General features: G+C 57.7%; 20 protein-coding genes. 7 read left to right on the forward strand and 13 right to left on the reverse strand.

Annotated elements, in window-relative coordinates; all coding sequences use genetic code 11:
• Positions 1-16: 16 nt before the first annotated feature.
• The 5 genes from rfbA to AC3WN8_RS23850 all read left to right on the forward strand — a co-directional run bounded on the left by rfbA (position 17) and on the right by AC3WN8_RS23850 (position 4,600).
• A complete protein-coding gene (gene rfbA / locus AC3WN8_RS23830) occupies positions 17-898 on the forward strand; it encodes a glucose-1-phosphate thymidylyltransferase RfbA (protein ID WP_492671987.1) in 882 nt (293 codons plus the stop codon).
• Positions 895-1,443, forward strand: coding sequence for a dTDP-4-dehydrorhamnose 3,5-epimerase (gene rfbC, locus AC3WN8_RS23835; RefSeq protein WP_492671988.1), 549 nt, complete (start codon positions 895-897; stop codon positions 1,441-1,443). The genes rfbA and rfbC overlap by 4 nt, the downstream gene beginning before the upstream one ends.
• A complete protein-coding gene (gene rfbD / locus AC3WN8_RS23840) occupies positions 1,440-2,306 on the forward strand; it encodes a dTDP-4-dehydrorhamnose reductase (RefSeq protein WP_492671989.1) in 867 nt (288 codons plus the stop codon). The genes rfbC and rfbD overlap by 4 nt, the downstream gene beginning before the upstream one ends.
• Positions 2,299-3,369, forward strand: coding sequence for a dTDP-glucose 4,6-dehydratase (gene rfbB / locus AC3WN8_RS23845; protein ID WP_492671990.1), 1,071 nt, complete (start codon positions 2,299-2,301; stop codon positions 3,367-3,369). Before rfbD ends, rfbB begins: the two co-directional genes overlap by 8 nt.
• A gap of 79 nt (positions 3,370-3,448) precedes the next feature.
• Positions 3,449-4,600 (forward strand): hypothetical protein, encoded by a 1,152-nt coding sequence (locus AC3WN8_RS23850; RefSeq protein ID WP_492671991.1) that lies wholly within the window; start codon positions 3,449-3,451, stop codon positions 4,598-4,600.
• A gap of 5 nt (positions 4,601-4,605) precedes the next feature.
• On the opposite strand, the gene AC3WN8_RS23855 is transcribed toward AC3WN8_RS23850, so the two are convergent.
• From AC3WN8_RS23855 to AC3WN8_RS23890, 8 genes are all read right to left on the reverse strand, one after another.
• Positions 4,606-5,601: a hypothetical protein gene (locus AC3WN8_RS23855; protein WP_492671992.1), complete on the reverse strand. Its 996-nt coding sequence runs from the start codon at positions 5,599-5,601 to the stop codon at positions 4,606-4,608.
• Positions 5,602-5,621: 20 nt separating this feature from the next.
• The gene (locus AC3WN8_RS23860; RefSeq protein WP_492671993.1) at positions 5,622-6,389 is read right to left on the reverse strand and encodes a class I SAM-dependent DNA methyltransferase; all 768 of its coding nucleotides are present in this window, start codon (positions 6,387-6,389) and stop codon (positions 5,622-5,624) included.
• 28 nt (positions 6,390-6,417) lie between these two features.
• Positions 6,418-7,542 carry a DegT/DnrJ/EryC1/StrS family aminotransferase gene (locus tag AC3WN8_RS23865; protein WP_492671994.1) on the reverse strand — a complete coding sequence of 375 codons (1,125 nt, stop codon included), beginning with the start codon at positions 7,540-7,542 and terminating at the stop codon, positions 6,418-6,420.
• Positions 7,543-7,559: 17 nt separating this feature from the next.
• Positions 7,560-7,979 (reverse strand): cupin domain-containing protein, encoded by a 420-nt coding sequence (locus AC3WN8_RS23870; RefSeq protein WP_492671995.1) that lies wholly within the window; start codon positions 7,977-7,979, stop codon positions 7,560-7,562.
• Positions 7,979-9,052 (reverse strand): GDP-mannose 4,6-dehydratase, encoded by a 1,074-nt coding sequence (gene gmd, locus AC3WN8_RS23875; RefSeq protein ID WP_492671996.1) that lies wholly within the window; start codon positions 9,050-9,052, stop codon positions 7,979-7,981. Before gmd ends, AC3WN8_RS23870 begins: the two co-directional genes overlap by 1 nt.
• Before the next feature lie 101 nt (positions 9,053-9,153).
• The gene (locus tag AC3WN8_RS23880) at positions 9,154-10,245 is read right to left on the reverse strand and encodes a glycosyltransferase (protein WP_492671997.1); all 1,092 of its coding nucleotides are present in this window, start codon (positions 10,243-10,245) and stop codon (positions 9,154-9,156) included.
• A complete protein-coding gene (locus tag AC3WN8_RS23885) occupies positions 10,239-11,576 on the reverse strand; it encodes a lipopolysaccharide biosynthesis protein (RefSeq protein ID WP_492671998.1) in 1,338 nt (445 codons plus the stop codon). Before AC3WN8_RS23885 ends, AC3WN8_RS23880 begins: the two co-directional genes overlap by 7 nt.
• Positions 11,577-11,606: 30 nt before the next feature.
• Positions 11,607-12,941 carry a nucleotide sugar dehydrogenase gene (locus AC3WN8_RS23890; RefSeq protein WP_492671999.1) on the reverse strand — a complete coding sequence of 445 codons (1,335 nt, stop codon included), beginning with the start codon at positions 12,939-12,941 and terminating at the stop codon, positions 11,607-11,609.
• Between the two features lie 409 nt (positions 12,942-13,350).
• On the opposite strand from AC3WN8_RS23890, the gene AC3WN8_RS23895 reads away from it, so the two are divergent.
• Together AC3WN8_RS23895 and AC3WN8_RS23900 are read left to right on the forward strand one after the other, a co-directional pair.
• Positions 13,351-14,319, forward strand: coding sequence for an NAD-dependent epimerase/dehydratase family protein (locus AC3WN8_RS23895; protein WP_492672000.1), 969 nt, complete (start codon positions 13,351-13,353; stop codon positions 14,317-14,319).
• On the forward strand, positions 14,316-15,434 hold the full coding sequence (locus AC3WN8_RS23900) for a glycosyltransferase family 4 protein (RefSeq protein WP_492672001.1): 1,119 nt from the start codon (positions 14,316-14,318) through the stop codon (positions 15,432-15,434). The genes AC3WN8_RS23895 and AC3WN8_RS23900 overlap by 4 nt, the downstream gene beginning before the upstream one ends.
• Before the next feature lie 5 nt (positions 15,435-15,439).
• Here AC3WN8_RS23900 and AC3WN8_RS23905 read toward each other — a convergent pair whose 3' ends face one another.
• The 5 genes from AC3WN8_RS23905 to AC3WN8_RS23925 are packed head-to-tail and all read right to left on the reverse strand — an operon-like array spanning position 15,440 to position 21,702.
• Entirely contained in the window at positions 15,440-15,994 is a 555-nt protein-coding gene (locus AC3WN8_RS23905) for a sugar transferase (protein WP_492672002.1), read from the reverse strand.
• A 21-nt stretch (positions 15,995-16,015) separates the two neighbouring features.
• The gene (locus AC3WN8_RS23910) at positions 16,016-17,302 is read right to left on the reverse strand and encodes a hypothetical protein (protein ID WP_492672003.1); all 1,287 of its coding nucleotides are present in this window, start codon (positions 17,300-17,302) and stop codon (positions 16,016-16,018) included.
• The gene (locus tag AC3WN8_RS23915) at positions 17,274-19,490 is read right to left on the reverse strand and encodes a GumC family protein (protein WP_492672004.1); all 2,217 of its coding nucleotides are present in this window, start codon (positions 19,488-19,490) and stop codon (positions 17,274-17,276) included. The genes AC3WN8_RS23910 and AC3WN8_RS23915 overlap by 29 nt, the downstream gene beginning before the upstream one ends.
• A gap of 45 nt (positions 19,491-19,535) precedes the next feature.
• The gene (locus AC3WN8_RS23920) at positions 19,536-20,255 is read right to left on the reverse strand and encodes a polysaccharide biosynthesis/export family protein (RefSeq protein WP_492672005.1); all 720 of its coding nucleotides are present in this window, start codon (positions 20,253-20,255) and stop codon (positions 19,536-19,538) included.
• 58 nt (positions 20,256-20,313) lie between these two features.
• Positions 20,314-21,702 carry an O-antigen ligase family protein gene (locus tag AC3WN8_RS23925; RefSeq protein WP_492672006.1) on the reverse strand — a complete coding sequence of 463 codons (1,389 nt, stop codon included), beginning with the start codon at positions 21,700-21,702 and terminating at the stop codon, positions 20,314-20,316.
• Positions 21,703-21,790 lie beyond the last annotated feature (88 nt).

The following is a 21,790-nucleotide window of genomic DNA, read 5'->3' on the forward strand; positions in this document are numbered from 1 at the left end:
GATCTGGAGACCGTTGGTGCGCAGGGGGATTGTGCTGGCTGGGGGAACGGGCACACGCCTCTATCCTGCCACGCGCGCGTTGAGCAAACAGCTCATGCCGATCTACGACAAGCCGATGATCTATTATCCGCTGTCGGTGCTGATGATGGCGGGTATCCGCGAAATCCTGATCATCACCACGCCCCATGAACAGGCAGCCTTCCAGAATCTGCTCGGCGACGGATCGGATTGGGGCATCACGCTGCGCTATGAAGTGCAGCCCGAGCCCGGCGGGCTTGCCCAGGCCTTCCATATCGGCGGCGACTTCGTCGATGGCGGCCCCAGCGCATTGATCCTGGGCGATAACATCTTCTACGGCCACGGCCTGCCCGAACTGCTTGGGCGCGCAGATGCACGCGACACTGGCGCCACCGTGTTCGGCTATCATGTCTCGGATCCCGAGCGTTACGGCGTCGTCGAGTTCGACAAGGACTTCCGTGCGGTCTCGGTCGAAGAGAAACCGGCAAATCCGCGCTCCAACTATGCGGTAACCGGCCTCTATTTCTACGACCATCGCGTCGTCGATTTCTCGCGCCGGATCACGCCTTCGGCGCGCGGCGAGCTCGAAATCACCGACATCAACCGCCTCTATCTGGAGGAAGGCGCGCTCAACGTCGAACTGATGGGCCGCGGCTATGCCTGGCTCGACACCGGCACCCATGCCTCGCTGCTCGAAGCGGCGCATTTCACGCAAGTGATCGAAGAACGCCAGGGCCTCAAGATTTGCTGCCCCGAGGAAATTGCCTGGAACCAGGGTATGATCGACGACGCGCAGTTGCTTCGCCTTGCCGAACCTTTGAGCAAAAGCGGTTACGGCCATTATCTGCTGAAGCTGCTCGACCAGAAGTCGCGCGCGTGAAACTGGTCGATACCAACCTGCCCGAGGTCAGGATCGTCGAGCCGACGGTGTTCGGCGACGATCGCGGCTTCTTCCTGGAAAGCTGGAATGCCGCGGCATTCGCCAAGGCCGGACTCGACCTGAGCTTCGTTCAGGACAATCACAGCCGCTCGGCGAAAGGCGTGCTGCGCGGGCTGCATTATCAGCGCCGCCAGCCGCAGGGGAAGCTCGTCAGGGTCATCAGGGGCGCGGTGTTCGACGTCGCCGTCGATATCCGTCGCAGCTCGTCCAATTTCGGAAAATGGGTGGGCGTGACGCTGTCGGAAGCGAACAAGCGCATGCTGTGGGTGCCGCCCGGCTTCGCCCACGGTTTCCTCAGCCTGGAGGACGGCACCGAATTTCTTTACAAATGCACCGATTTCTATGCGCCCGACGATGAGCATTCGCTGCTCTGGTCCGATCCGGCGCTGGCGATCGACTGGCCGCTCGACGGTATCGGCGCGCCCCAGCTTTCGGGGAAGGACGCGGCCGCGCCGGGGCTCGACGCGGCGGACGTCTTCGCATGAAGCTGCTGCTGCTCGGCGCGGACGGACAAGTCGGTCGCGCGCTGCGCGCCGCCTGCCCCGCCGGCGCCTCGGTGATAGCGCTCAACCGCAACGCCTGCGACTTGTCGGACGAAAGCTCGATCCGCGCGGCAATCGCGAGCGCCGGATGCGACTGGCTGGTAAACGCCGCCGCCTATACCGCCGTCGATCGCGCCGAGAGCGAGGAAACGCTGGTCCAGACCATCAACGGCGCGGCGCCCGGCTGGATCGGTTCTGCCACGCGAGCGGCGGGCATCCGCGTCGTGCATATCTCGACCGACTTCGTTTTCGACGGGACTGCCGGCACGCCCTATCGGCCCGACAGCCCGACCAATCCGCTCAGCGTCTACGGTCGATCCAAGCTGGCCGGGGAGATCGCGTTGCGTACCGCCGATCCCGATGCACTGATCGTGCGGACATCCTGGATTTACGCCGCCCAGGGTGGCAATTTCCCGCTGACGATGCTGCGGCTGATGCGCGAGCGCGACGAGGTCCGTGTCGTGACCGATCAGATCGGCACCCCCACCTGGGCAACGACGCTCGCCGGCGCGTTGTGGACCCTGATGGCAGCCGGCGCCTCGGGCACACACCATCTGACCGATGCGGGCGTCGCGAGTTGGTACGATCTGGCGGCGGCGGTTGCCGAAGAGGCGTTCGCGATCGGCCTGCTGGCGCGCATTCCCGTGATCGTCCCGATCGCCACGATCGATTACCCCACCCCCGCGCGCCGGCCGGCCTATAGTGTGCTCGACAAGAGTTCGGCCTGGTCGCTGCTGGGTGCCCCCACCCCGCACTGGCGCCTAACGCTGCGCACTATGCTGAGGGAACTGATCGAGCGTGGCTAACCTTCTCGTCACCGGCGGCGCCGGCTTTATCGGCGCGAATTTCGTCCGTCGTTGGACGATCCAATATCCGGCCGATACCGTGATCGTGCTCGACGCGCTCACCTATGCCGGCAATCGCGCCAATCTGGTGGGTATCGACGTGTCGCTGATCGAAGCATCGATCGGCGACACCGACCGGGTTCGCGAGATCCTGCGCGCCCACGATGTCGACACGATCGTCCATTTCGCGGCCGAAAGCCATGTCGACCGCTCGATCGACGGCCCCGACGCCTTTATCGAGACCAATGTCGTCGGCACGCACAGCTTGCTCAAAGCCGCCAAGGCGGAGTGGCTCGATACGGGGATCGGCAGGAATCGGCGCTTTCATCATGTCTCAACCGACGAAGTTTATGGCAGTCTGGGCACGGACGATCCGGCATTCAGCGAAACGACGCCCTATGCCCCCAATTCGCCCTATTCGGCGTCGAAAGCAGCCAGCGATCATCTGGTGCGCGCCTATCACCACACATTCGGCCTGCGCACGACAACGAGCAATTGCTCGAACAATTACGGCCCCTACCAATTCCCAGAGAAATTGATTCCGCTGTTCCTGATCAATTGCCTGACGGGCAAGCCGCTGCCGATCTATGGCGACGGCATGAACGTGCGCGACTGGCTGCATGTCGAGGACCATTGCCGCGGTATCGAACTGGTACTTGAGCATGGCAGGCCTGGCGAAACCTATAATATCGGCGGCGGACAGGAATTGCCCAACATGGCCGTAATCGATGCGATCTGCCGGACCGTCGACACTGCTTTCGCGGCGGATCCCCGGCTTGCCGCGCGTTTTCCCAACGCACCGGCCGCACGCGGTGAAGCCAGCATCTCGCTCAAGACCTATGTTGCCGATCGGCTGGGCCATGACCGGCGCTATGCGATCGACGAGCGCAAGGCGCGGGAGGAACTCGGCTATACGCCTTCACGCGATTTCGTTTACGGTTTCGCGGAGACCCTTGACTGGTATCTTAAAAACGAAAGCTGGTGGCGCGCGGTGCTCGACGGAAGCTACCGGAATCCGGCGTAACAAAACCCACTGACAGCTTCTGTTAAGTCCGCCGGATGCAAATTGGCCGGCCAAATGTTCTCCGTGCTCAGGTGGATATGTGCCCTTAGTCAACAGACGTTCGTTCATCGGTGCATGCGGCGGCTTCCTGTCCGCCAGCTGCTACGCACAAACGGCGCGCCCCATCTTCCGACCTGAAGACTATGGGGCAAGCGGACAAGGGCACACCGACGACACCAAGGCGATCCAAGAAGCGCTGGAGGAAGTGAAACGCAATCACGGCATATTGATGCTGCGGGGCAATTATCTCGTCTCGCAGATGATGCTGGACGGAAGCGACTATGATGTCGAGACCGCGCCAGGCACGACGCTCCTTCACAAAAAAGGCGGCGGCCGCCGCCCTCTGATCTGGATAACGGGATCGCGAATTTCGGTCGCCGATCTCGATCTGGTCGGCAATATCGATACGGACGAGGGTGAATGGAATCACGGTGTGGAGATCGGCGGGGCGCGCGATCCGGTCACGCGTATCAGCCTGGGCAATATCCGGGGCCGCCGGATCCGGGGTGACGTTCTCTATGTCGGGGGAACAGGCGAGGCCTCCGTCACGCATATCCGGGCCGGAAGGATAAGCGGAGACGATGTCTTCCGGAGCATCTGTTCGATTACGGGAGCGAAGGACGTATTGATCGAGGCCGTGCGAGGCGGATGGTGCGGATACACGACCCTCGACATCGAACCCAACGACGACCAAGGAACATTCCCCGATGAAATAAGGGTCAATCTGGTCGAAGGCAGCAAATTCCAGATTGCCGGCCAGTTGCATCATCCGGTGGGAACCGTTCGAATCCTGCGCATGATCCTCGATGACAGGCAAACGAGGCAGGCATCAACACCCTACCCCAATTTCGACAGGGACGTGGGTGCATCGTTGACGAACTGGACCAATCTCGAGATTGGATCGATCGCGTGCTACGGCAAACGCTGGTGTTCGATTTTCGCGGCCTTTCTTCCCGAACAAGTCCGGGGAAAGCTCTCCATCCAATCCTATCTTGGCGTGGACAACGGCCTGGATCCTTCAAGGACCAATCGGAAACAATTCGGCGAGATGCACCTGTCCGGTGCCGGTCAAGTGAGGATCGAGCGCGCCACGATCACCAAATCAAGACCGAGCGATCAACGCTGCTTTACGGCGGACCCCTCAACGAAAATCATCATAGCAAACAAGAAATTCAAAAACTGCATCACATGACGTGACTACCAGAGATTGCTATAAAAAAGATCCCTCACAAAATAGATATATGGCACAGTCATAAACAGGTACACCAACAACAGTGCCACCCTTGATAGGTAATTCTCTCTATAAAAACTATAATTTGAATAATTAAGATCGAATGACAAACACAGAAGAGCTATAACAATCGTACGATTTACAAAAGGAAACCACATAGCGGTCATCACAAAAACGACCGACATTCCAACAATGTCAAATATGTAGTCAAGCTTCATCTTTCTGAATCTTGCAAATGATACATAAGTTGCAAAAATCACAAAAACGGCAAAGGACTTAAGGCCAATCGATTTTACGTCGTCGGAATAAATTCCTGACCTTTCCCGAACAGATCCTATATACAACGCCGCCGCGTAGAAAATTACCGAAAAAATAACCGGCACATATTTATTACGAGTTGAGAATGGTCCAGCCGCAATCATTATCACATGGCTGGCACCAGCAACCACCGATATGACAGCGGCTCTAATATACTTATTATAATCGAAAGTCAGAAAGTACGACAAAACAAGTATCGCAACCGCAAATCTCATCGACGATGTATATAACGTCTCAAAGAGAGAAACTATCAATATAAAAATCTCGACACTGGTCGTTCTTCTGTAGATTTTATACAGTAAAAATGCAGAAAGAGCCGCCTCAAGCCACAGCCATATTCTGAAAAAAGGTGATATCTGAAGCAGAAATATGTGCAAAGGTTCTATTTTTGTAAGCGTATATATCCACCATCCGCGCTCCAGAGACAATCCGCTGAAGTACGAGAAATAGTTTCGCGTATCGGAATTATATGTTTCGAGCCTAAATCCACCACAGACAATCAAGATCATGCAAGAAATAAGCATGGCAATCTTGATCGGAAAATGACGAAAAACCACAGTCACACACAGTGCCGCAGCATTGAACAGGATCAGCGCAATCTCGATCCTGAGCAGGAGTTCGTCATTTATATATACGTTGTCCACGTTCTCCGCTCACAGATCTGTCATACCGCTCGCGCGACTGCGAGAGCATTCCAGCTTTGGTCGTCAAGCGGTTGGTCGAACTCCGGAAAGTTGCTCAACGACAGGCATTCGAACCCGCTCATGCGCAGAAGCAGTTCGAACTCCTGCGGAAAGAAGAAGCGCATCTTGTGCGTCTCGCGAGTTTCTCCGGCATAGCGGCCGCTTTCGATCTGCCACAGCCTGAAATGAACATCCGCCGTGTGCGAAAAACTGTCCACCTGCGTGGAGGCCGACCTTATCGAAATGCCATTTTCTTCGTCCATGACACGGACGCGGTCACTCGGCCGAACCGACAGTACGGCCGGGCCATACCAGAAATCGCATATAAAAAGGGCACCCGGCGAGAGATGCCGCCTGATATTGGCCAGCCCGGTCAGAACATCGTCATTCGTGGTCAGGTAGCTGACAACCGCAAACATCATCACTGCGGCATCGAATGTTCCCTTGGCATCGAATGTTCGTGCGTCCCCTTCGACCCATGCCGGCGCATTTTCAAAGGTTCGCGCTTCCGCATTTGCTCGCGCCAGGGCGAGCATCGCAGGCGACAGATCGACACCGGTGCAACGATATCCGCGCGATGCGAACTCGGAAACATGGCGCCCCGTACCGCATCCGATATCGAGGATGGATTGCGGCGTTGCTCCGTGCCGACGGAACATCGTTTCAACGATGTCGCATTCGCCCGAATAGTCCTTCGCGGCATACATCGCATCATATCGATCCGCATAAAGAGAGCCGAATACGGACATGGGATCTCCATTCGTCGCGGGGCAAGAGCTAGTTCAGGACAGCGCGGACTGCGTCACATACCAAATCCATCTGGTCAATCGTGATAGCGAGACCCGATGGAATGTAGAGTCCCTTGCGCGCGATGCGCTCGGTCACCGGGTAGCGCTCCCCGACGAACAGACCACGATCATGAAATACGGGCTGTTCATGCATGCCGAGGAAGAAGGGGCGCGTCTCGACGTCCCGGGCGCGCAATGCGCCGGCAAAGCCAACCGCGTCCATTTCCCGCTCATCGGTCAGCAAGATGGGGTACACCCAGAACACCCCCCGCGCCCAATCATGCTCGGTAGCAAGTTGAATATCCGGGATATCCCCAAGGCGCTCGTGATAGGCTGCGGCAATGGCGCGCTTGCGCTCCACGATCGACTCGATGCGCCGAACCTGGTTCACGCCGACCGCAGCCTGCATGTTGGTCAAGCGAAACTGATGCCCCATCTCGGTGTGGAGAAAGCGCCGCTCCGGAATGAAGCACAGATTACGCAATTGCCGGCATCGATCGGCGATCACTGGGTCGCTTGTCAGCACCATGCCGCCCTCGCCGGTCGTGATCAGCTTGTTGGCGAAAAAACTGAATGTCGAGATATGCCCCATGCTTCCACAGGTTCGCCAGGCCGGATCCTTACTGCTGCGATTCGACAGGTAGCGCGCGCCATGCACTTCCGCGGCATCCTCGATGACAAACAGCCCGTATCGTTCCGCAAGCGCCAGGACCGGATCCATGTCGACCGGATGGCCGAACATGTGAACGACCATGATCGCTTTTGTCCGGGGGGTTATCCGGGCCTCGATGGCATGTACGTCCATGCAGAAAGTGTCGGGTACGCAGTCGACAAGAACGGGAACCGCCCCGACCCGTACCACCGCATTCGCACAGCTTATGATCGTATAGCTCGGCATGACGACTTCGTCGCCATTGCCCAGCCGCAATGCCTCAACCGCGACTTCGAGTGCCGTCGTGCCGTTCGATACCGCGATACCATGATCCTGCCCGCAATACCGAGCCCATTCCGTTTCGAATTCATCGACGAAGCGGCCGGCCGACGAGATCCATCCGGAACGGAATGCTTCCTCAAGCGCCTTGAAATCTTCCTCTTCAAGCAACGGTTCGTTCACTGGGACCCACGCCATATTCAAAAGCGCTCCTTATCCGCGTTTCCGACATATGGGCCCTGCTTGACCTCGAAAAGCACGGTGTCCTCCATCATCCGGAAACCGTGTCCTCCCCCCAGCAACAGCACGATGCTTCCTTCGCCGAGCGCACGCGTCGCCACAAAGGCACGATGCGCGTCGAATATATCGATCTCACACCGCCCCTTTCGAACGACGATACACTCCGTCGTGCCATGGACCTCGCGGACGACAGGCAGGTGCACATGGGGCGTGATCGCCGAACCGGCCGGATAGACGATCATTCCCATCTGCTGACCAAAATCGTCCGGCGTCAGGAACTGGGTGCGATCGGGCACCCAGTCCGCACGGACGATATAGGCCAGCGGCGTACCGCCGCTCGAAATGATTTCGACAGGCGAACCCGTTACCGCATCGGTCATCAATAGAGCGTCCGGCGCTTGGTCGCCGCGGCTCGCAACTCACCCTCGGCTTCCGCCAGGTCCGAAGAAACCATGTCCTCGACCAGCGCGTCGAAGGATGTACGCGGTTCCCATCCGAGCTGCCGTTTCGCCTTCGACGGATCACCAAGCAGGGTCTCCACCTCGGTCGGGCGGAAATAACCTGGATCCACTTCGACGATGCAGCGCCCGTCATCGAGAAAACCCTTCTCCTCGACGCCCTCGCCTCGCCAATGGATCGGCATATCAAGTCTTGCCGCGACTCTTTCGAGAAAATCGCGCACGCTGTATTGCATACCCGTGGCGATGACATAGTCCTCTGCCGAGGATTGCTGCAACATCAACCATTGCGCTTCGACATAGTCCTTCGCGTGGCCCCAGTCTCGCTTGGCGTCGAGATTGCCCATATACAGGCGGTTCTGCATCCCCAGCTTGATCCGGGCCATGCCGCGGGTAATCTTGCGAGTTACGAAAGTCTCCCCTCGAACCGGAGACTCGTGGTTGAACAATATCCCGTTGCAAGCGTACATTCCGTAGGCTTCGCGGTAATTGACCGTAATCCAATAGGCATAGAGCTTCGCGACCGCATAGGGGGACCGCGGATAAAACGGCGTGGTCTCGCGCTGGGGCGTCTCCTGTACGAGGCCGTAAAGCTCCGATGTCGATGCCTGATAGAAACGGGTCCGCTTGTCCAGGCCCGCGATACGAATGGCCTCCAGCAGACGCAGCGCACCAAGCGCGTCGGAGTTTCCGGTATATTCCGGTTCCTCGAACGACACCGCCACATGGCTTTGCGCAGCCAGGTTGTAAACTTCGTCGGGCTCCACCAGCTGGACAACACGCAGCAGGCTGCTCGCATCCGTCATATCGCCATAATGGAGAGTCAGGCTCCCGCCACTCTCATGCGGATCCGCGTAGAGATGGTCGATACGCCCAGTGTTGAACGAGGATATGCGACGGCGAACGCCGTGAACCTGATAACCCTTTTTGATAAGAAATTCAGCGAGATAAGCACCGTCTTGCCCGGTAACGCCAGTGATCAGTGCGGTCTTCATGGTCTCACTCTTCATACACGCCGATCCGGTCCAAACGCATACCGGTCAAAGCAAATCTGCTTACACATGGCATCCGCAGATGCAAAAGCCTTTCGTCGGCATCAGCGACCTTTGCGTCGCGACAGCCACCAGCGACGTAGCGGCCGCAGCAAAGGACGACGACCGAGAGCCGACAATAGCCGCCTGGGGCTGGCGATGCGTCTCGCGATATCCCAGCGCGTTTCATTCCTCGCAGCAACTCCGCCCAAGGCGCTGGGAATTATCGCTTTCACGACAGCCTCGATATGACGGGCATGCCTGCCTTCGAGCAGCGCCCGCCAGAGCGTGTAATGTTCTCGCGCATAATGCTCCCATGTCAGATGGGCGACCGACGAAATCCGGGCAGCACGCTCATCAGCAAGACTGGAAAAGACCCGATAGAGATCATCGTCGGTCCAGACCGGATGCGTGATCCCGTTGGGGAGATCGCAATGAAACCCCTGCGGGGTCACGATCGTCTTCACGCCCGCCGCAAGGGCATCCAGCGTTCCCAGGGAGCCCTCATCACGCCCCAGATAGAGATAATAATCGAATTGAGGCAAAGCGATGCAAGTATCCCGGTAATCGTTCGTATAGCTCTCGCTTCCCGGAAAATAGCGGATCTCCGCTCCCGCCGCGCCCAGCGTCTCGATCACCTTTTCCCAGCCCGACCCGAAAATGTCGAAGCGGAAGGCATCGAGGGACATTCGCTGCGCCAGCCGCTCAAGCATGAACTCGCGCTTCCGTCCATCGGCATAGATACGGCTCGTCAGGCCGATGACTATGCGTGCCGGGGGGGCCGAAAAATCATGCCCCGGAACCGCGAAAGACAAGGATGTCGCGGGCACCTTCTGCTCGATCAGGTAAGCGCGATGATGGCTCGATATGCAGATACCCACGTCGACACCATTGGCGAGTTCCTCCCGCACCATGTGTATCTTGAACGGATCGTCGAGATGCGTGATCATCATCGTCGTCGGCGTAGAATGCGGAACATTGGCAAAGGCATAGCTCATCCAATGATTGATCTGCGCCGTCGAATCCGCCTCGGGACCGATTTCGACCAGGAATCCGTGATCTTCCCCGAAAGCAGCCAGGCGCTCGGCCATCTTCTGGATGATCCACCCGGCATTGTCGGGGCTAAGAACGATACGGAGTCTGATCGGCTCTACCATGAAAAAATTCCACGCCTGCGCAATAGAATGAAGGAAAGAATGAACGGCAGGGCATAAGCGATGGAAACACCGATCGCAGCTCCGGTCAGCCCGAATTGCCATGCTCCGATCAATATGGCGGCCAGCCCGACGCCATTGCCCAACAGGCTGGCGCGCATCTGAATCGCGGAATGACCGGACCCCACGGCAAGCGAGTGGGTCCACATCAAGGGCATGGAGACGAGCACCCAGCCCGCAATGAACGGAAAGATCGTCGCCGACGGCGCGAAACTCGCCCCCAGGAACAGGTCTGCCAGCAACCAGACTCCCAACCAGGCGGATCCAAACAGAACAAGCGCGAACAGAGCAAGCCCTGTCGTCATGAGCTTCAGCAATCGCGTGAGTCCAGGCCCGTCACCATCGATATACAACGAAGACAGCTTGGGCATAATGACGATGTAAACGGGATCAGCCAAACGCCATGCGGCGCTCGCGAGATTCTTGGCCATGCGATAGACGCCAACCTGAGACAGATCGAGAAATATACCGACGATGATTACGTCAATTTCCTTTGTGACATAATCGGTTGCCGATATGATCTGATTGCTGAACAGATACCCTCTGTTTTTCGATATGACGGCGCCCCATCCGTGCGCGGCCTCTTTCAGCCCCAGACCATATCGTTGGCGAAACGCCACAACGCCGCTTCTCGCCAGCAATATATTATGAACGATCGCCACGATAAGCTGGCTGATCAAGATCGCCTCGACGCTTGCCTTGCCGGCCAGGATAAGTGCGAGCAACGCCGCAATCCGTACAATCCAGTCAGATAATTGTATCTTGACGAAGACATCGAGCCGATCATTGACTCGAAGAATTCCCATAGATGTAGAATATGTTAGCTTACTCAAATAAAGCATCACGCTCGAAATTATCATAATCTCAATATCGATCAAAAATATCGAGAAATAATTAACTACGAATGAAACAAGCAATGAAACTACAAAAGATACGGCCTTTAGCGCGAAATCAAGAGGGTACAAGCTTGCTATATTCTTACCGATTTCACTCTTCTCATGCTTGTTTCCATGAGCGTCAAAATGAATTACGACTTCCTGGAAACGACAATCCAGCAACCCCTGGACAAGAGTGGGAATACTGACGGCCAGGGCATACATCCCGAAATCGGAGGCACCCAGCACGCGCCCCGCGACAACGAGGTAAAGCGCACCAATCAAACCCACTCCGAGATTGGATGCATATTGCCACTTGAAGGCGCGCGCCAGCTTGCTCGACAACAGCGCCTTTATCGTGTCGATACACGAGGTATTTGGAGAATGTCCCGATTTCATAGGGCCGCCGATCGCAAAGCTGTTCGCTCGTCAAAGCGACCAGTAAGATATCTCCGCCGGTATCATATCGCGCTGCAGAGCATTTTTCACATCGAAGATCGCAGCCGATTTGCCGAGCATGCCGACAAGATCAGCGTGACGATCCAGATAGAATTGATGGCCAACTGCGACGATCAGCAGATCCAAAAGCTTTAAATCCTCGAACGGGACGGTTCGCAACCCATATTCATGCTCGACCTCCGCCGGATCGGCAAAGGGGTCATGAATCAGCGGCTCGATCGAAAAATCCCGCAAACGCGACACTATGTCCGGGACTTTCGAATTGCGGATATCCGGCACATTCTCCTTGAAGGTTATCCCCAGCAGACCGACACGCGCGCTCGATGGCGCCGTGCCCATCCGCGACAGGATCTGAACCGCCCTGTCAGCGACGAAGATAGGCATATTGTCGTTGATACGGCGCCCTGAAAGGATCACCTCGGGGTGATAACCGAGCTTCTGCGCAGCAGACGTCAGATAATAAGGATCGACACCGATACAGTGCCCCCCCACAAGCCCTGGAGAAAAGGGAAGGAAATTCCATTTCGTACGCGCGGCATCAAGCACGTCACGGGTAGCGATCCCCATCCTGTCGAAAATGAGGCTCAGTTCGTTCATCAATGCGATATTGACGTCGCGCTGGACATTCTCGATGACTTTTGCCGCTTCCGCCACCCTGATGGAGGGGGCTTCGTGCAACCCTGCCTCGATGATGGCCCCATAGACGGCCCTTACGCGCGCCAGACTGGCCGAATCCTCCGCCGCGACGATCTTGACGATGGTCTCGAGCCTGTGGACATGATCGCCCGGATTGATGCGCTCCGGACTGTAGCCAAGGAAAAAGTCGCGGCCACGCTTGAGGCCTGAATGCCCTTCTATCAACGGTCCACAGATATCATCCGTGACACCGGGGTAGACCGTCGACTCGAATACCACGAGCGCCCCCTTGGACAGCCGTTTGCCAAGAAGCGCACATGCACTCTCGATCGGTCGGAGGTCGGGGCGATTTTCATCGTCGATAGGCGTCGGCACGGTGACGATCAGGAAGCTCGCTCCGCTCAGCGCTTCCGGATCCGCCGTGATCATGAGATCCGATGCAGCCAGATCCTCTTCCGAAACTTCCCCAGTCCAGTCCACGCCCGCCCTGAGCGAAGTGACACGGCGCTCGGCCACATCGAAGCCGATCACCCCTTCGAATTTTTTCGCCAGCGCGATAGCGACTGGCAATCCGACATATCCCAAACCGACAATGGCAATCTTCTCGTTTCGGGATCTCACAATGCTCGCACCAGATTGGAGGACAGGGAAAGATGCTTTCTGGACCACGGCATCGCCCCTCGCCGCCCATCCTTTATGGCGCGTCTCAGCCGCACGCGCTGCATTGCATCGCCCCTCGAAATACCGCTCTCCAGAAGCAGCTCGCCGCTCGCGCAGGCTTCACCGGACACGGCGGCAGACGCGTATCCAGTTCGAAGCGCCGCTCCACAGCCACCGCCGATCAGGATCGGCGCGCCTTGGATGACCGTCGATGCGCTTTGCGAATAGTCAGGTCGCAGGTGCCGTTCGGATCCAGACCAAACCCATCCCAATATGTCATCCATTTGGTTTCCGGCGGTCATCCATGGGCCCGTTCAGCAATCTGTCGCGGAAGTATCAGAACCCCCTGCCCTGTCAATGAGCCGAGGCATTCCACGGCGTTGACACTGCCCTTGCCGCTTCCTAACCGCTATCGAATATGAACGCGATCGGCCGGGGAAAACATGGAATGTCAGACCGCCCTATCGTTGTCGTTGGCGCCACTGGTTTCGTCGGAGCAGCACTTGTCCGGCATTTCCTCAAAATGGAACGGCCAGTTCTGTCCGTTGGACGAAGACCAGCCCAAGCTACGCCAGCACCTTATCTTGAAATACCGGCGTTCGAACACACGCCCCTTGTCGATGCCTTCAAGGGTGCTTCGCTCGTCATCAATTGCATTGGAAAGACAGGAAACGAAACCGCCGAACCACAGGCCTCCGCGCACAATGCCAATGCGTCTTTGCCGGTCGCGCTCTACCAGGCGGCCTGCGCCGCGGGGGTCGGTCAATTCGTGCACATCAGTTCGGTTGCGGCCATTGGCTCGACCAGCACACCCGGGCGCCTTGCAAGGGACGATGATCTTCCCCAGCCATCCAATAGCTATGGCAAGACCAAACTCATTGGCGATGAGGCCCTGAAGGCGGCACAGGCCTCGACGAAGTTACTGATCCTTCGCCCTCCAATTCTGTATGATGCCGGAGTTTCGGGGATATTCGGGCTCTTGATGCGGTGCGCCCGCCTCGGACTGCCCCTTCCCTTCGCCAATCTGCACAATGTCCGCAACTTCATGTTTATCGGCAATCTGGCCGATGCGATCCTGACGGCCAGCGATCGCGGTACAGGCGGAACCTTTCTCGTCACCGGCGGTCCCGCGATCCGGATCGACGACCTCTACTCGGCGTTGTGCCGAACCGCAGGTCATTCGCGTCGTTCCTATCCGCTCCCCACGCCGTTTATGCGCCTTTTGGCGAGGACGATCCTCAGATCAAGGGCGGAAAGCCTGCTGGCCGACGCTGCCTATGATGATCACCCCTTCAGAATCGCGGCAAACTGGTCGCCCAAATTTGATCTGATGCAGTCTCTGGCATTCACCATGCACCCCACATTTTCGATGGAAACCGATACGTGAAGATCGTCGTATTAGGGACACAGCCCGAATATCTTGTGGGGCTGCGAGCGCCGTTGCTGCGGCATTTGAAAGAAATCGGCCATGACGTCCATGCGATTGGCGCAGCCGATGTTCCCGCCGTCGCCAGTCAGCTCGACATCTGGGGCATTGCCTATCACGTCGCACCGATCAGCCGAACCGGTCTCAATCCGCTGAACGACCTGCGCGCATTGCTGAGCCTTTGGACCACGTTGCGCCGGATCAAGCCCGACGTCTTTCTTGCGTATACGATCAAGCCGGTCGTATTCGGGCTGCCCGTGGCCGCGTTGGCCGGAATACCCAGGCGCTACGCCTTGATCGCGGGCCGCGGTTTTGCCTTCCTGCCCGGCAAGGAATGGAAGAGACGCATTGCCCGCATGCTCGCGACCCTGTTTTACAGATTTGGCCTTCGGTTCGCGACCGGCGTCATGTTTCAAAATGAGGATGACCGCAGCCTCTTCCAGACAAGCCGAATGATCGGAAAAAAGGCGATTACTGTGCGAGTCAACGGCTCGGGCGTCGACTTGGATCATTACGAAAGCACGCCTTTGCCGACCGGGCCGATGACCTTCGTCATGATCTCGAGGCTCATCAAAGACAAGGGAGTGGTCGAATTCGTCGAGGCGGCACGCCTCGTCAAGCTAAGATACCCAGACTCGCGCTTCATAATCGTTGGCCCCGCAGATCCGTCACCCAACGCAATCTGCCCAACCGTCATCGAACAATGGCGGCGGGAGAACATCGTCGAGCTTGCCGGACAACAGGACGACGTCCGTCCATGGATTGCCAGTGGCCATGTCTATGTACTGCCATCCTATGGCGAAGGGCTTCCCCGGTCCGTCCTGGAGGCGATGGCCATGGGCCGAGCCATCATCACGACGCAAACCTCGGGTTGCCGGGATACCGTGATCGACGGTACAAATGGATATCTTGTTCCGGTTGGCGACTCATCGCTGCTTGCGGACCGGATGCAGCAGTTCATTGTCACGCCGACACTGGCGGCAAGCATGGCGACCGCCAGCCTGAGCTATGTCCGGGCGACTTTCGATGTGAAAATCGTCAACCGTCAGGTTACCGATTTCATGGGCCTATCCTGAATGCTCTATCGGACAGCGTCCCCGGCCCCACGGCCCAGCGCAGTACGGATCAGGAGCTTCAGGTCGCCGATGAGCGATCGTTCACGAACATAGGCTGCATCGACGCTTGCCAGCCTGTGCGGAGTGGACATGTCGACCCCTGCCAATTGCGCCTGGCCCGTAATGCCCGGCCGTGCCGAAAAAACGCCCAGCCGCTCTCTCTCCTCGATCAGCTCGACCTGAATCGGCAGACAGGGACGCGGCCCCACGAAGCTCATGTCCCCCTTCAGCACAGACCAGATTTGAGGCAATTCGTCGAGTTTCGTGCGCCTGAGCCAACGGCCAACCGCCGTCACCTGCGCAGCGGACACCTCGTGCGAAGCGCAATCCCTTGTATCGGACCGCATTGTCCTCAGTTTGACGAGCACGAACGGCTTTTGATTTCGCCCGACCCGGAGCTGACGAAACAGTGCTGAGCCTGGAGAATCGATCCGAATGATCACGATCGCCACCAGCACAACCACCAAACTCGGTACAGCGAGCAACGCGGCGAGACAGATATCCAATATTCTCTTGGTCATTCCGATTCTCGACCACAACGCTCAGTTCGATGGCGCAGATGGCGCAACCCTGACGGATTTGACGACCAGTTCGATTCCGTCCTGCGCCTCGCCGCCTGCGACGACAAATTCCAGAAACACCACTTCGCAAGCCGGAGGCACATTGAAACGTCCCCCGAAGGATTTGGCGGCGGCCGGCATTAAATTATCGCCACGCCATATGAAAATGGCGCGCGGCTTGGCGATGCAATTCACTTCCCAATGCGCATCGGCCTTCTGTCCCTGGCGCACCACCTCTTGCGAGGAAGCGATATCATAAGAGCCCGGCGCGAGCCGCAGCATCTTGCGCGCCATAACGCCCTGCTCGCCCGGACCAGAGAAAATCCTCACATGCTGAAACGGAGCCTTATCCGCCGGCTCAAGCGACGAGCCCGCCAGGGGCGACTGATTGAACGACCATGAGACCGGCAAGAGCCGAGCGTTAGTCGAGCCTCGCGACAATTCCGCGGAACCGAGCATCTCGGCACTTACCGTGCGCTGTGTCCGAAAGACATGTTCGAGCAACTGGAAATGATGAGCCTCAGCCAGCTTTTGAAGCAGGCGCGTCTGCACATCCCGGTACTCATCGGATCGATCGATACCACCAGCTTGGACAACCGCCATCGCCAGATATTGGGCATCATCATTGTCCAATGCATAATGCAGGAAAGGCGTCATCCAGGAAGGTTGATTCTTTATATACGGGCCGAATGCTTTACGAATTTCCGGCTCACGAAGCGCCGAGGTAAGAATAGGGAACAACAGTTCCGGACTTGATGGAGAAGTGCGCAATGCGACGTCATAGTGAATCAGGGCTTGCGGAATATCATTCTTGAAAATGCTATATTCGATAAGCCATATTTGCGCAGTCAGGTCCCGTCGCGTCAATTGATTCGACAACCGCGCCAATCGCACTGCGTCTGCCCGATCCCCTTCTACATCCTTCATTATTCCAAGCAGCAACAAGGCCCGCGGGTTCAGCGCCTGACCACGAAGCGAGCCAAGGATCAGGTCACGGCTTCTCGCGGTATCCCGCGTTGCATCTCCGCTGGTAAGCGCACTACCAGCCAATCCGATCAATCCCATCGGATCGTTCGGCGAAAACCGCAGCGTCAGATGCGGGTTCTTGAACCGGGTAATGCCGACAACCGCATTCACCGCCGAGAAATAGGCAGTCGTCAGTCCGGCCAGGGCGAACAGCAACAGGACCGCGTAGCGCAACGGCGACGCCGATCGCTTCTTCCCTACGGATCGGGCGTTTTCACGCTTTCCTGTCGGCGTCATCGCCATATCCATATCCGTAGTCGTAACCATAACCATGCCCCGCCTGACGAGACTTCAGCTTTGTCAGGACGCCACCCAGGACCGTCGCGTGAACCGAGCGGAGACGCTCGATCGCCATCTGAACACCGCGGACGGCAACTCCCTCCGCCTCGATCACGAACACGCACCCCTGCACGAACCGCGAGATCAGCGGAGCATCGGCAAGCCCCAGGATTGGCGGAGAATCGATAATCACGTGATCGAATTTGCCCAGCAATTGCTCGACAAGCGCTCCCAACCGCTCCGTGCTGAGGAGTTCCGCCGCGCTTGGCGGCATCTGCCCGGCGGACATCATCGCCAGGCCCGCAAACTCCGTACCCTGTACGAGCGGCTCCCACGCATTGTCACCTGCCAGAAAGTTGCTGAGGCCATTCTCGTTGGCGCCACCGGCATATTGATGGATCGACGGCGAACGCATGTCCGCATCCATGATCAGTACCGTCTTTCCCGTTCTGGCCAGAACAGTCGCCAAGGCGAAGCTGGTCGTGCTCTTACCCTCGGCCTGCCGTGTACTGGTGATCATGAGGGACCGGGGCACGCCAGCGTCGGTGGAAAATGCCAGATTTGTCCTGATCGCCAGATAAGCCTCGGAAATCGTCGATTTGGCATCGCGAAGCTGCTCAAGGACATCGTCGTCCTCAACATCGGGCACGCTTCCCAGAAGCGGGATGTGGAGATCTTCACCAACCTGCCCAGGCTCCCTCAAGCCCTCGTCGATCTGCTCGAGGGCAAAGGTGGCAGCCGCCGCCGTGCCCAAACCGAGTAGCAGCGACAGGACCAGATTGAGAGGAAGGCTGGGCGCGGATGGCTCGTCTGGCGCCTTAGCGACATCGACCACAGCGATATTGTTCGCACCGACGCCGGCGACGCCGATCTCCTTGTAGCGCTGGAGAAGGCCGTCATAGAGTTCCCGGTTCGTGTCGGCCTCGCGCTGATAAATATTATAGCGGATACTATCACGCTGCTGCGCCCCAAGGCGATTCTTCAACTCGTCCACGCGTGTCTGCAGCCCCTGCTCACGCTTCAATGCCGCTGCATATTGCAAGGACACGGCGGACCGCACACGCCCTTCCTCTCTCGCCATGCTCGCATCGAGTGCATTGATCTGCTCCTTCAACGCGCGCGCGGCCGGATATCCCGGCTCGAACTGGACAAGCAGCTTGGCATAGTCCGCGGCAAGCTCGGCGCGCTTCTGGCGCAATTGCGCAATCGCCTGATTATTCAACGCTTCTTCATTTGCTCCGCCGGGCGTCGCCACCTTGGCGCGGCTCTCGGCCGCGATCCGGTCCGCTGTCGCCTGCGCAAGAGCCTTGTTCAACGCCTCGAGGTCGTCACTGACCAGAGTACGCTCCGTGCGTGTCTTGCCATTTGGATCTTCCGACTTGGCGAGAGTCACGATATTCTTCTGCGCCGCATATCTGACCAGATCGGATTCGGACTGTTGAAGTCGAGTCCGCAATTCGGCCAAGCGGCCCTCAAGGAATTTGCGCGCGTCAGCGGTTGAACTAAAGCGGCGATCGATACTCGAGGCGATGAACTGGGCAGCCCAGCTGTTCACGATCCGAGCCGACAGCGCGGACGATGAACTGGTATAGCTGATATCGACGAGGCTCGACCCCCGTACCGGCGAAATAGAGATATTCTTCAGCAACAATTTGACCGCACGGCGCTCGCGTTCCTGGCGCTCGGCGACGCCCAGCGGCAACCCCCTGCGATCCTGAAAGAACGAGCCGCCGTCCGCAGACTCCCCATGGGCGGCAAAGAACGCATCATTCAGTGCGAGATTCTGATCTCTCGCAACGCGTTCCGCCAGAGAACGTGCTTCCAGCAGCGAATACTGCGTCTGGTAGAACTCAAATTCCCGACCCACTTCATCGGATTCCAGGCCGGCGACACCTGTTACCTTCTTCTGCTCTCGACTGATCTCCAGACGCGAGGTCGCGGTATATTTCGGCGTCATCAGCAAAGTCACCACCAATCCGCCAACGAGGCAGGTGATCACGATCCCGATAATCACCAGCTTCCAACGAACGGCGATTTGCCAATATTGGAGAATCGCCGGTGCCTTGATGCGCTCCCTTTCATCATCCTGCCCCCGAAATTCCGAGGAAGGCAAGGCGTGACCATTAGCCGGAGCGAACTTAGAATATGGCATTACAGATCATAGTCCATCGGAATGAGAGCGCTGTGTTTCAACTTTTCAACGACGATTCTGGATAAGCGCGACGATCGGCGCGATTGCGAGCGGCGCCGCCTGCAAAATGCTGGCGAACATACGAGCCGATTTCGACTCTCCGACGACGACAATATCACTGGCGAACACCTCAGGATCCGAATAAGCGCCGCGCCTGATTGCCTGAAGATTGTAAAGGGCAACCATTTGCTGCCCCTTCACTTTCCGGAAAATCACGACGTCGTCTTTCTTCGCGAACTCATCCAGGCCCTTTGCCGTTGCAACCGCGCGCATCAAGGTCATGTGCCCGATCACAGGATATAGACCAGGCTCACGCACTTGGCCGTCGATCGTGACGGTCTGGCTCAGAGTCTGCTCCAGATTGACGGTAACCTGTGGATTCTTGACAAAACGTCCCCGCAACTGACCTTCGATATCGTTCGCCAACTGCGCCGGAGTCTTGTTCGCCGCCTCGATACTTCCAACAAGCGGAAAGGATATCCGGCCGCTGGCATCGGCCTGGACCTTCTTCTCGCTCAACTCCTCGATGCCAAAAACATCGATGATCAGCTTGTCGAACGGACCGATCAGATAAGGGCGGGCAGCGTTCGTAAGATCGCTGCCATCGGGCGGCGGCAGCTCGGTACTCTGTACGACCTGAATGGTCGGCTCGCCGCCAAGCGGCTGCGGTCCAGCACAAGCCGCCAAGCCGCAAACGAGCATAAGAGGAACGAACCTGGTCACCATCTCCAACCTTCCAGCAATCCCGATTTGGGCCAATCCCACAGCCTGGCTCCAATCTCATTCACGACCGAATACTCGCGCGCACCTGCCTGCTCGCGTCACTCAGCCAACATATAGCGATCAAGAACAAACACATTAGTGAAGGCGTTCGCAGGGGATAATCCACGACACTCGCCATGACGAGCATCAAACTGATGATGGCACCGAGTCGTCCGAACTTCACAAGGGGCCTGTCGCGTTGTGTCGTCCGAAACAGCGGCCACGCCCAGTACACCAGAAAGCCAATGGCGGTCAGCAGCAAAAGCAGCGCCGGCAGCCCACCCGTCAACATCAGTTCGAGAAAGTCGTTGTGCGCATGGTTGACATAGGTGGCGCTGAGCAGAGCATCGGGCTCATCCACCTGGTAGACCTCGACGAACGATCCGAACCCGGAACCGAAGGGAAAATACTTCCACCCCATATCAAGGATAGGCTTCCAGATGGAGAAACGGAGATCATCCACCTTGTCCGGCGCGAACAGGGCGTCCACCGCTCGAGCCCGAGACAATATGACGGTCAGCGCTGCCAGGGCGATCGCGGAGAAGGCGCCGGCGATGTAGCGTGGATCGATTTTGCGAACTTTCCGCTTCGGCTGCTTCGAAAACTGGGGACGGTGATAGATCAGCGCAACCGACAGCAATCCGACCATCCCCGTCAACAAGCCCGCTCGCGACCCGGTCACCAGGAGAAGCGGTATGAGAAAGGCACCCATCGCAAACGCCAGCCATCCCCGGAGACGCGCCTGCTCGATCGACCGCGCTCCAGTGCAAGCGTGCAATGCAAGCATTGGCAACAAACAGGCCAGGATCAATGCCTGATGGTTCCTGTTGGCAAACAGCCCCACTGACAAACCGTTGTTGGTGATATCGTAGAAATAGAGTGGTCCGTTCTCAGGTCCGATCGTTTGCAGCAGGCCCAGGAAACCACTGAGCAATCCGAACAAGATGACGATGGGAAGGAGCATATGCTTCTCTTCCCTAGTGCAGCGCACCATAAGAATGAGCACGGTGAACGGCGCCACGAGGGAGAACAGAGCATTCCAGGTTCGGACGGGCGTCATGCTAAGCGGCCGCCACTGGCCGGAAAGCCCCGCAAGCCTATCCGCTTCGATGATCGCCTCCCGTCCGGGAAGCGATTGCCAAAGCACCGGCGGCAGCGGCACAAGTTGCAAGGCGACCAGCAATAGGCAGGCGAATGCAATGCCGATCAGCGCCAGATTCGCTCGAAGCTCGATCCGCGAAATTCCCCAAAGGCCGTAGAAGAGGAAGAAAACCGAGACAGGGCGCAAAAGCAGAAGGGATTGGACATCGTCGCGCGCGCCCCCTCCGATCAGAAAGACGATCGAAAGGAACGCGCTTAGCGCCCAGAAGTGCGGAGATATGTCGCGAAGGCTAGACAGATGGGTTCGCAAATGGACCTCTGAAGTGAGAGGAACCGAGGAGGAAGGTCGAATTTTCCATGACATTCCATGAGGTGATGCACAACCCCACGCGTTGCCC

This window comes from Sphingobium sp. FW305-3-2-15-F-TSA7 (genome assembly GCF_058787155.1).

Bases quoted from the DNA above. Each gene is read 5' to 3' on its own strand.
- rfbD (WP_492671989.1), top strand. From the start codon at position 1,440: ATGAAGCTGCTGCTGCTCGGCGCGGACGGACAAGTCGGTCGCGCGCTG.
- AC3WN8_RS23895 (WP_492672000.1), top strand. From the start codon at position 13,351: ATGAACGCGATCGGCCGGGGAAAACATGGAATGTCAGACCGCCCTATC.
- AC3WN8_RS23920 (WP_492672005.1), bottom strand. From the start codon at position 20,255: ATGGTGACCAGGTTCGTTCCTCTTATGCTCGTTTGCGGCTTGGCGGCT.
- AC3WN8_RS23885 (WP_492671998.1), bottom strand. From the start codon at position 11,576: ATGAAATCGGGACATTCTCCAAATACCTCGTGTATCGACACGATAAAG.
- AC3WN8_RS23870 (WP_492671995.1), bottom strand. From the start codon at position 7,979: ATGACCGATGCGGTAACGGGTTCGCCTGTCGAAATCATTTCGAGCGGC.
- AC3WN8_RS23880 (WP_492671997.1), bottom strand. From the start codon at position 10,245: ATGGTAGAGCCGATCAGACTCCGTATCGTTCTTAGCCCCGACAATGCC.
- AC3WN8_RS23860 (WP_492671993.1), bottom strand. From the start codon at position 6,389: ATGTCCGTATTCGGCTCTCTTTATGCGGATCGATATGATGCGATGTAT.
- gmd (WP_492671996.1), bottom strand. From the start codon at position 9,052: ATGAAGACCGCACTGATCACTGGCGTTACCGGGCAAGACGGTGCTTAT.
- AC3WN8_RS23915 (WP_492672004.1), bottom strand. From the start codon at position 19,490: ATGCCATATTCTAAGTTCGCTCCGGCTAATGGTCACGCCTTGCCTTCC.
- AC3WN8_RS23905 (WP_492672002.1), bottom strand. From the start codon at position 15,994: ATGACCAAGAGAATATTGGATATCTGTCTCGCCGCGTTGCTCGCTGTA.
- AC3WN8_RS23910 (WP_492672003.1), bottom strand. From the start codon at position 17,302: ATGGCGATGACGCCGACAGGAAAGCGTGAAAACGCCCGATCCGTAGGG.